The organism is Robertmurraya sp. DFI.2.37 (genome assembly GCF_029211245.1).
GTDB classification, from domain to species: domain Bacteria; phylum Bacillota; class Bacilli; order Bacillales; family Cytobacillaceae; genus Robertmurraya; species Robertmurraya methanolica_A.
Window position 1 is genome coordinate 47,864 of record NZ_JARGEJ010000026.1, and the last position, 10,034, is coordinate 57,897.

Annotated in this window: 9 protein-coding genes, 1 pseudogene and 1 other annotated feature; of the genes and pseudogenes, 8 read left to right on the forward strand and 2 right to left on the reverse strand. The window is 38.9% G+C overall.

Features of this window, described 5'->3' with window-relative positions; all coding sequences use genetic code 11:
* The first annotated feature begins 93 nt into the window (after positions 1-93).
* The 6 genes and pseudogenes from PZE06_RS14690 to PZE06_RS14715 all read left to right on the forward strand — a co-directional run bounded on the left by PZE06_RS14690 (position 94) and on the right by PZE06_RS14715 (position 8,271).
* A complete protein-coding gene (locus PZE06_RS14690; RefSeq protein ID WP_150916825.1) occupies positions 94-1,296 on the forward strand; it encodes an MDR family MFS transporter in 1,203 nt (400 codons plus the stop codon).
* A 231-nt stretch (positions 1,297-1,527) separates the two neighbouring features.
* Positions 1,528-1,747: a binding site (T-box leader), on the forward strand.
* A 207-nt stretch (positions 1,748-1,954) separates the two neighbouring features.
* A complete protein-coding gene (gene leuS / locus PZE06_RS14695) occupies positions 1,955-4,369 on the forward strand; it encodes a leucine--tRNA ligase (RefSeq protein ID WP_150916823.1) in 2,415 nt (804 codons plus the stop codon).
* A gap of 517 nt (positions 4,370-4,886) precedes the next feature.
* Positions 4,887-5,786 (forward strand): ABC transporter ATP-binding protein, encoded by a 900-nt coding sequence (locus PZE06_RS14700; RefSeq protein WP_150916821.1) that lies wholly within the window; start codon positions 4,887-4,889, stop codon positions 5,784-5,786.
* Positions 5,787-6,527 (forward strand): ABC transporter permease, encoded by a 741-nt coding sequence (locus PZE06_RS14705; protein ID WP_150916819.1) that lies wholly within the window; start codon positions 5,787-5,789, stop codon positions 6,525-6,527.
* Between the two features lie 6 nt (positions 6,528-6,533).
* A complete protein-coding gene (locus PZE06_RS14710; RefSeq protein WP_150916817.1) occupies positions 6,534-7,673 on the forward strand; it encodes a sensor histidine kinase in 1,140 nt (379 codons plus the stop codon).
* Positions 7,670-8,271, forward strand: a pseudogene (locus PZE06_RS14715) (response regulator transcription factor). Before PZE06_RS14710 ends, PZE06_RS14715 begins: the two are co-directional and overlap by 4 nt.
* 217 nt (positions 8,272-8,488) lie before the next feature.
* On the opposite strand, the gene PZE06_RS14720 reads toward PZE06_RS14715, so the two are convergent.
* Positions 8,489-8,893: a YhfM domain-containing protein gene (locus PZE06_RS14720; RefSeq protein ID WP_150916813.1), complete on the reverse strand. Its 405-nt coding sequence runs from the start codon at positions 8,891-8,893 to the stop codon at positions 8,489-8,491.
* Positions 8,894-9,330: 437 nt separating this feature from the next.
* Between PZE06_RS14720 and PZE06_RS14725 the strand changes: the two genes are divergently transcribed.
* Both PZE06_RS14725 and PZE06_RS14730 read left to right on the forward strand, forming a co-directional pair.
* Positions 9,331-9,639, forward strand: a complete 309-nt coding sequence (locus tag PZE06_RS14725) for a rhodanese-like domain-containing protein (RefSeq protein WP_150916811.1) — start codon at positions 9,331-9,333, stop codon at positions 9,637-9,639.
* Between the two features lie 61 nt (positions 9,640-9,700).
* A complete protein-coding gene (locus PZE06_RS14730) occupies positions 9,701-9,889 on the forward strand; it encodes a sporulation protein Cse60 (protein WP_150916809.1) in 189 nt (62 codons plus the stop codon).
* Positions 9,890-9,947: 58 nt separating this feature from the next.
* Here the strand turns inward: PZE06_RS14730 and PZE06_RS14735 are convergent.
* Positions 9,948-10,034 (reverse strand): IS3 family transposase (locus tag PZE06_RS14735; RefSeq protein WP_275791656.1); only part of this gene is annotated, 87 nt, incomplete at its 5' end.

Genomic DNA, 10,034 nt, shown 5'->3' on the forward strand with positions numbered 1-10,034 from the left:
AAGGAATAATATAATATTTTGGAACTCGAAGTTTTGCGCTATTTAGGCGCTGTTTACAAATATAAAAAGGGAACAGGGAAAGGAGCGATTGGCATGCCACGAAGTCTTTGGCTTTTAATTATTGGAATGGCGGTAAATGTTACAGGTTCTTCTTTTTTATGGCCTTTAAATGCGATTTATATTCATGAGCATCTTGGCAAGACCTTGTCTATCTCAGGAATAGTTTTGATGTTAAATGCAGGGGCAACCGTAATCGGGAACTTGTTTGGCGGTTTTCTTTTTGACAAAATTGGCGGATATAAGTCTATTCTTTTAGGGATTACCATTACCGTTGTTTCATTTACAGGCTTGTCTTTTTGGCATAGCTTCTTGCCTTATGTCATCTTTCTCACGATAGCTGGTTTTGGTTCGGGAATCATTTTTCCATCCATGTATGCAATGGCTGGCTCTGTTTGGAAAGAAGGGGGCAGAAGAGCCTTTAATGCCATATATGTCGCGCAAAATCTCGGAGTGGCGATCGGTGCCTCATTGGGCGGAATTGTTGCTTCTTATTCGTTTCAATTTATTTTCATTGCAAACACATTGATGTATGTTATCTTTTTAGCTATTGCTTCAATGGGGTATCGTACGATTCAAACGACAGCCAATCTGCAATCAGCGGCACGATTAGAACCAAAACCTGTTAAAGATTATACAAAATTATATGCACTGCTGATTTTATGTATCGGCTACCTTCTCTGTTGGGTAGGCTATGTACAGTGGCAGGCGACAATCTCCACTTATACACAGCAATTAAATATATCATTAAAGCAATACAGTTTTTTGTGGACAATTAACGGTGCGTTAATTGTGTTAGGGCAGCCATTTTTAAATAGAGCACTGAGAATAAAAGCAATTGAAAAAAATGTTAAGTCACAAATTGTTATCGGAATGTTGATCTTTATTATTTCTTTTTTCATTGCAGCAAAGGCAGAGGCATTTTCTGGCTTTTTAACTGCGATGATTATTTTAACAGTGGGAGAAATGCTTGTTTGGCCAGCAGTGCCAACGATTGCTGATAAGCTTGCTCCGAAAGGAAGAGAAGGCTTTTATCAAGGGATTGTCAACAGTACAGCAACTGGCGGAAGAATGATTGGACCTATTCTCGGAGGCCTGTTGGTTGATTTATATGGGATGTCGATGCTGTTTACCGTTTTGATTTTCTTATTTGTGATTGCCATCTTCACAACGATTTTCTACGATCGGAAATTGGCAATGAAGTCTGAGCAAAAGGTTGTTTCGGAAGTAAGTCATTAAATCACCATGTATATCTTTCTAAAAAAGATGGTAAAATCGGAATATGAGGGAGTACATTTTAAGAAGATGAACATACACTAGTTATTACTTTTTCGCCATTTTAACAACTTGCAACTCGTTCGGAAATTTTATACAATGTTTGTATCTATACGGTTTTTGTTAAATGACGGTATTGATTTTTCACACGTAGAATCAGAAGTTTTTTCAGTTTTAACAAAACCATTTATAAAAGTAATGACTGGGATAAGGAATAGTAATGATGTTTACCCGTATATAGAGAGTTGACGGTGGGTGAAAGTCAACCGGGACCATCACGAACTCGCCTTTGAGTCGCAAGCGTGAAAATAAGTAGCGTTTGCCGTTAACCGCGTTAAGGATGGATGAGCGAGTGACTTTGTCACTAATGTGGGTGGTACCGCGGGAGATTAATGATAATCCTCTCGTCCCTTTTGGGATGAGGGGTTTTTTATTATGTTTTCGCTATCCATGTTGCTATGTTATGTTTAAATAGAGCTTTTTAACCCATTTATATGCGGTCTGCTATTATACGCTGCTAGCTAATTCAAAAAGCAGCAATATTATTGAAAAGAGCGCCAAAAAAAATATCGCAATAATCATCTACATATTCACACTATATTTTTATTAGGAGGAAAGAAAGATGAGTTTTAATCATCAGGAAATTGAAAAAAAGTGGCAAAGCTACTGGGAAAAAAATAAAACATATAAAACAAGTGAGAATAAAGGGAAAAGAAAATTTTATGCTCTTGATATGTTCCCATACCCGTCAGGTGCAGGGCTTCATGTAGGGCACCCTGAAGGCTATACAGCAACAGACATCCTTTCAAGAATGAAGCGTGCGCAAGGCTATAACGTTCTTCATCCAATGGGATGGGATGCTTTTGGTCTTCCTGCTGAGCAATACGCGTTAGACACAGGAAATGACCCAGCAGAGTTTACAAAGCATAATATCGAAACATTTAAACGCCAAATTAAGGCACTGGGATTTTCCTATGATTGGGATAGAGAAATTAACACAACAGATCCGAACTACTATAAGTGGACGCAATGGATCTTTCTAAAGCTATATGAAAAAGGCTTAGCATATATCGATGAGGTAGCAGTTAACTGGTGTCCTGCGCTTGGAACAGTGCTTGCGAATGAAGAGGTTATTGATGGTAAAAGTGAACGCGGTGGGCATCCGGTTGAACGTCGTCCAATGAAGCAATGGATGTTAAAAATTACAGCTTATGCTGATCGTCTTCTTGAGGATTTAGAGGAGTTGGATTGGCCGGAAAGCCTTAAGGAAATGCAGCGGAACTGGATTGGACGCTCTGAAGGTGCGGAAGTGACATTTGCGATTGATGGACATGATGAAACGTTTACCGTCTTTACAACACGCCCAGATACGTTGTTCGGAGCAAGCTATGCTGTATTGGCTCCTGAACATGACCTTGTTGAAAAAATCACGACCTTTGAACAAAAAGAGGCAGTAGCCGCGTATTTAGAGCAGGTTAAAACCAAAAGTGACTTAGAGCGTACCGATTTAGCAAAAGAGAAAACAGGTGTATTTACTGGTGCATATGCCATTAATCCAGTCAATAATGAAAAAATGCCAATTTGGATTGCCGATTATGTTCTTGTCAGCTACGGTACAGGTGCAATTATGGCTGTTCCTGCGCATGATGAAAGAGACTTTGAATTTGCACAAAAGTTTGCTTTGCCAATCCGTGAAGTTGTTGCTGGCGGGGATGTTTCGAAAGAAGCGTATACAGGTGATGGAGAGCATGTGAATTCTGGATTCTTAAATGGCATGGGTAAAGAAGAAGCTATTGCAAAAATGATTGATTGGCTTGAAGAAAAAGGGATCGGAACTAAGAAAGTTACTTATCGTCTTCGCGATTGGTTGTTTAGCCGTCAACGCTACTGGGGTGAACCAATCCCAATTATTCATTGGGAAGATGGAACGATGACAGCTGTTCCTGAGGAAGAACTTCCATTGATTCTTCCTGTTACAAAGGAGATTAAGCCTTCTGGAACGGGAGAATCTCCGTTAGCGAACATTGAAGACTGGGTCAATGTTGTCGATCCAGTAACAGGGAAAAAAGGTCGTAGAGAGACAAATACAATGCCGCAATGGGCAGGGAGCTGCTGGTATTTCTTACGCTATATTGATCCAAATAATGATAAGGCAATCGCGGATAAAGAAAAATTAGCAGAATGGTTGCCAGTGGATATTTATATTGGGGGAGCAGAGCACGCGGTGCTTCATTTACTATATGCCCGTTTTTGGCATAAATTCCTTTATGACATCGGCGTTGTTACGACGAAAGAGCCATTCCAAAAGCTATTCAATCAAGGGATGATCCTTGGAGAAGGCAATGAAAAAATGAGTAAGTCAAAAGGAAATGTCGTAAATCCTGATGATATCATTGTTAGTCACGGAGCGGATACCCTGCGTTTGTATGAGATGTTCATGGGACCACTTGATGCATCGATCGCCTGGTCAACAAATGGCTTAGATGGTTCTCGTCGCTTCTTAGATCGAATTTGGCGTCTGTTCGTTGAAGAGGATGGTACGTTAAGTCCGAAGGTGAAGGATAGTGAAGACATTCAATTAGAAAAGGTATATCACCAAACAGTCAAAAAAGTAACAGAGGATTTTGAGGGCTTGCGTTTTAATACGGCGATTTCTCAGCTCATGGTATTCATTAATGAAGCTTATAAAGTGGATGTATTGCCAATCCGCTATGTGGAAGGCTTTGTAAAGATGTTAGCCCCGATAGCTCCGCATATAGCAGAAGAGCTATGGGAAAAGCTAGGACATGATGGAACGATTACGTATGAAGCATGGCCAGCGTATGATGAGGCTAAGCTTGTAGATGATGAGGTTGAGATTGTCGTGCAAATTAACGGTAAGGTGAAAGCGAAGCTAATGGTACCGGCTGATGCAAACAGAGAGGCGCTTGAAGAAATTGCGATGGGAGATGTAAAGGTAAAAGAACAAATTGACGGCAAAACTGTACGGAAAGTAATTGCTGTACCAGGTAAACTAGTGAACATTGTTGCAAATTAAATAAAAGGGCCGAATGAACTTTTGATATGCTCCTTATTAAGTAGCCAGATTAATAGGTAATCTGGCTATTTAATGGGGAGTTTTTTTGTATGAAATTCGTGCGGTTGGACTGGAATGAGCAAGGGACTGGTGGAAAAGTCCGAACAGAGATCCGATTGGACCGGAACAACCTCCAAGCCTAACAAACTTCTGGTTCCAGTAAAAATTGATATTTGGATTTTTACAATCTACGATAAGTCAACCGGAGGTGTTAGCGCTGTAGGTTTCCTATATCGAAAGAACAGCCCTTTTAAGTTGATACAACGATGAGTACGAAGGAAAGCTTTTAGAATGAACATCGCAGGAACTATCTGCTCTCTGCTTGTTCCGAAGCTGCCCTGCGCGTTTGGTTTGCAAACTTGGCTTATGGAAAAGGAACGATTATGACAAATGTCATCACATATTGATGACACAATCCACTAATCTCAACGCTTGTCCCGTCGTTATACTAAATATAGAAACGATGGAGGTGGATAAGGTGGAAGAAGTGGTTTCAATTGAAAAAGCAACAAAGAAGTTTAAAGATAAAATAGCTGTTGATGAACTTTCCTGCTCGATTCAGAGAGGCGAAGTTGTCGCTATTTTAGGTCCAAATGGTGCTGGGAAATCGACGACCATCCTCATGATGTTAGGATTGTTAGAGCCAACAGAGGGGAAACTTGAAATTTTTCGAATGGACCCAAAGGAAAAGGCCGTGCGTGAAAAGATTGGAGCTATGCTTCAGGAAGTAAGCGTCATTGATACCTTAACGGTGAAAGAGATCATTCAATTATTTAGGAGCTATTATGCAGCGCCGATGGATTTTGATGAGCTTGTGGCATTAACAGGTCTGAAAAAAGAAGAAATGAAAAAAAGGGCTGATAAGCTTTCAGGTGGGCAAAAAAGAAGGCTGGGCTTTGCACTAGCACTTGCTGGTGATCCAGATTTATTATTTTTTGATGAGCCAACGGTTGGAATGGATATTACTGCCCGAAAACGATTTTGGGATACTGTTAAAGCATTAAAAGAAAAAGGGAAAACAATTATCTTCACGACTCATTATTTGCAGGAGGCAGATGATGTTGCAGAGAGAATTCTCCTTTTCCATAAGGGAAAGGTTGTCGCAGATGGAACTCCACATGCGATAAAAAATAAGCTTACGAAGCAGTCTGTTTCCTTTTTTGAGAATGGTGCAGTACCGCTAGATGAAATTAGAAGCTTAGCGATCGTTTCTGATGTTTATATAAAGGAAAATCGCGTCTTTATTGTAACCGAGCAAACGGATGACGTACTTGCTTATTTATTTGAAAAAAGGCTCGGAGTCAAAGGGATTGAGGTAGAAAAGGGAAGACTAGATGAAGCGTTTGAGCAATTAACGAAAAATAAGGAGGCCATATAAATGAAAGGGTTATTGATGCAGTGTAGAATGGAAATAATCAAGATTTTGCGAAATCCCTATTATGTTTTTTGGTCTCTCCTTATGCCGATTGTCTTTTATGTTATTTTCACAAGAATTTTTAATCATGCATTCGACAATGATCAGGAATGGCAAGCCCATTATTTAATGTCTATGACGGCATTTAGTGTAATGGGGTCCGCTATTATGACGCTCGGGGTTCGACTTGTCGAGGAGAGAACGCAAGGCTGGTCATTGTTTATGAGAATTACCCCGATTTCAAATAACGCTTATTTTTTCGCAAAAATGGTTGGTCAAACGGTTATTCATATTCTCTCGATTATCGTTATTTTTACGGCAGGAGGTCTTATAAATCGTGTTTCCTTATCACCTCTAGAATGGTTATTGAGTGGGCTATGGATTTTACTTGCATCTGCTCCTTTTTTAGCTCTGGGCGTATTATTTGGGACTATGAAACGGGTCGACACCGTTTCAGGTGTTAGCAATCTTGTTTATTTATTATTAGCTTTATCCGGAGGGATGTGGATGCCGTTGGAAATTATGCCAACAATCGTTCAAAAAATGGCCCATTGGCTCCCTTCCTATAATTTTGGAAATGGGGCATGGCAAATTGTCCGTGGAAATGGGCCAGACGTTTCGAATGTCCTCGTTTTAATCGGATACCTCATCATTTTCATGGTATTATCAAGCTATATCAGGAGAAAACAAGAAGCGGCGGTGTAAGCTTTTATGAGTGAGAAAAAAAGATTTGCGCTCTTTCCTAGACAGTATGGTCTGTTTCCATATATTTTTTTAGTGTATTTATTAATGCCAGGCTATTATGTGAGTCAGGAGAGCGGCTTGAAACAAATCCTTGGATACGTATTGCTATTTCTTTTTCTTTTCACGTACCGACAGCTTTATATGTCAAGTGAAGCCAAAAACATGTTTAGTTTTTGGCTCTTCATGCAAATTGGGATTATTTTGATTCTCTCTCTTTTTTATAACGTAAATAATGTATTCCTTGGCTTTTTTTCTGCCCATTTTATTGGCTGGTATCAACGGAAAAAAATATTTTTTTATATGTTGATGTTTCTTGCAGGTACGATTATTTTGCCATTTCTCATTCATATGGAAGCGCATGACTTTGAGAGGAGCATTTTTTATTTTACCCCTTTTATTATTATTATGCTTGTGGCGCCATTTGGAATCCGCTCCATGATCAGCAGGATGGAGCTTGAAAGAAAATTGGATGAAGCAAACGAACAAATTAAAGAACTTGTAAAGCGTGAGGAAAGAATGAGAATTGCCCGTGATCTTCATGATACCCTTGGACATACATTATCGTTGTTGGCTCTAAAAAGCCAGCTTGTCGGTAAGCTGGCAGTTAAGGACCCGGAAAGAGCGCATAAAGAGGCGCAGGAGATGGAAAGAACGGCTAGATCTGCATTATCTCAAGTCCGCGAACTTGTATCAGATATGAGAACCATTACGGTGGCGGAAGAAATTATAGAAGTCCAAGCATTGCTCCAAACAGCAGGCATTGCCTTTCATTTAAATGGTGATTCAGATTTAAGCGATATCCCATACTTGACCCAAAATATTTTAAGCTTGTGCTTAAAAGAAGCGGTTACCAATGTGGTTAAACATAGTGGAGCAAAAAATTGTCATGTATCCATTTGCTCTCTTGAAGGGGAAGTTGTGATCGCAATCGAAGATGATGGTGAGGGGATTTCGGATCCTACTAGGTTAGGAAATGGCTTAAAAGGAATGGAAGAACGGTTAGAGCTTATTGATGGATCCCTACAATTAACATCTAAACATGGAACAAGACTGGAAATAACAGTCCCGATTATTATCAAGGAAAGGGAGGCTGAAGATGTATCATGATTCGCATTATTATAGCTGAAGATCAGCGGATGTTAAGAGGTGCATTAGGTTCTCTTTTAAATATGGAAGATGACATCGAAGTAATAGAAGAAGTCGGAAATGGGGAGGAAGCTTATAACACTGTTATCAATCTGGAACCAGATGTCTGTCTTCTCGATATAGAAATGCCGATTAAATCCGGACTAGAGGTGGCTGAGGATTTGATGAGAATAGGTTCTCCTAGTAAAATCATTATCCTCACGACCTTTGCCCGGCCAGGCTATTTTAAAAGAGCCGTAAATGCAGGAGTTCATGGCTAGTATTAAAGGATGGCTCCAGTGATGAATTGGCGGAAGCGATTCGAAATGTGATGAAGGGAAAAAGAGAATATGCGCCAGAGTTGGTATTCGGAAGCTTACAGGGAGATAATCCACTAACAGAAAGAGAAAAAGAAGTATTAAGATTAGTGGCAGAGGGAAAGACAGCAAAGGAAATATCGCAGGAGCTGTACTTGTCTTCTGGCACCGTAAGAAACTATATTTCTGAAGCAATTAATAAGTTAAACGTTAAAAATAGAATTGAGGCCATTGCTGTGGCTAAAGAAAAAGGGTGGATGTAAAATCCCATAAAGGAGGAAAAATTGAAAAACTCCTCCTGAAACTTTACAGGAAAATTGAAAGGGAGTGTTATTCGACTTGGTATTTATTGACCGGTTCGAAGAGCTTTAGGCATTGCTTCCGGCCAATCAGTCTCCGGCAGGAGCGGCTGCTCAGAGGATGCTCACCGCCTTGCCTCAGAAAAGCAAGTGCCTGCGCATTTAGAACTACCATTTTCGGTTAGCTCTCATTTGCTTTCATTAGCTCTTGGATTTTTTGTGTAGCTTCTGAAGAGAGCGTATAAAGAGATTCAGTGTTATCTATTTCAGAAATTGCACTTGTTTCTTCCTTACTTCTTACCCATAGATGATATTTATCCTCTCGATTGTCCTTATAAATAGCAGATACGATATAATCTGGAGCGGTCATATTAATGATTCCCTCCATTTTCTTTTTATTGTTTATAAATGCTTGGAGTTTATGTAGATCTGGCTTGTTCACGGTGACTTCGTGGCTTCTATCTGAAAAAGAAGTTAAAATAATTTTATCAATTTCTTTATTTTTATCTTGAGTAGACGAACTTGTACAACCATTTAATATCGGAATTATTAAAAGCATAGCGAAAAGGATTTCCCATTTCCTCATTTGTGAAAAACCTCCTGTAAAACGATTTAATAGATACGACGAGTACAAAACTGATAAAGTTACAGTAATACATATTTTATCCATCGAAAAATAAAGGGATTTACGTTAAAATTTCATTCATATACAGATAATAGGAGTGAGATCCATTGTTTCAAATACGAAATACTGGTGGTTGCAACAATAAACGACAGCTATAAAGGATAATGAAAAAATACCAGTTTTTAAATTTGATAAGGAATCTTTTAAGAGAAGCTCAAAAATATCGATGCAAGCCGCTTCCCCCTTCCATCGAAGCAGAGAGAAAATGAGCTAGAATTAACACTATGTATAATAAGCCCAAAAAACCTATAGCATGACAACTAGAGCCTTTTTCATTTATATTAGTATAATAAAATGTTTTTACTGTTTAAATAGTGATAAATGTGAGGTGTTGTGTGATGGAAGCGATTAAGACCATTACAACGGAAGAATTAGAACAGAAAATTGAAAATGGTGAAGAATTACTTCTTATTGATGTGAGAGAGGATGAGGAAGTTGCACAAGGAATGATTCAAGGAGCGAAACATATCCCAATGGGACAGATTCCCCTTCATTTAGATAAACTTGATAAGGATAAGGAATATATTTTTATTTGCCGTTCAGGTAGAAGAAGTGAAAATGTATGTTACTACTTACAGGAGCAGGGCTATAAAGTGAGGAATATGGTCGGGGGAATGCTGGAATGGAGCGGTGAAGTGATCGTCTAATCGTTATAAAATCCTCCCAATCTGTTAATAATGGATAAAAAAAGATTGGGAGAGAAGAACGGTGATCCAGGTTAAGTTATTTGATCAGGAGCATGAAAAAGATTTAGAAAGAGAAATGAATCGTTTTTTGGAACGATTGGATGAAAGAAAGCTACTTGATATTAAATACAATATTGCTGCATTTCCAGAGGATGAAGAAGAACAGGAACAAGTTTACTGTTTTTCTGCGATGATTGTTTACCGAAAATAAAAAGTGAGGCCCTTAATATAAACTGGCACCTATGTCAAGGACACAATAAAAAAAGAGATTAAGCAACTAGAAGATGATTCCTATATTGAATAGGGGTCATCTTTTTTAAGTCCCACTGATATCGATAGTTGTTATAGTAAACCAT

Bases quoted from the DNA above. Each gene is read 5' to 3' on its own strand.
- PZE06_RS14725 (WP_150916811.1), top strand. From the start codon at position 9,331: ATGGAAGCGATTAAGACCATTACAACGGAAGAATTAGAACAGAAAATT.
- PZE06_RS14690 (WP_150916825.1), top strand. From the start codon at position 94: ATGCCACGAAGTCTTTGGCTTTTAATTATTGGAATGGCGGTAAATGTT.
- leuS (WP_150916823.1), top strand. From the start codon at position 1,955: ATGAGTTTTAATCATCAGGAAATTGAAAAAAAGTGGCAAAGCTACTGG.
- PZE06_RS14720 (WP_150916813.1), bottom strand. From the start codon at position 8,893: ATGAGGAAATGGGAAATCCTTTTCGCTATGCTTTTAATAATTCCGATA.
- PZE06_RS14705 (WP_150916819.1), top strand. From the start codon at position 5,787: ATGAAAGGGTTATTGATGCAGTGTAGAATGGAAATAATCAAGATTTTG.
- PZE06_RS14710 (WP_150916817.1), top strand. From the start codon at position 6,534: ATGAGTGAGAAAAAAAGATTTGCGCTCTTTCCTAGACAGTATGGTCTG.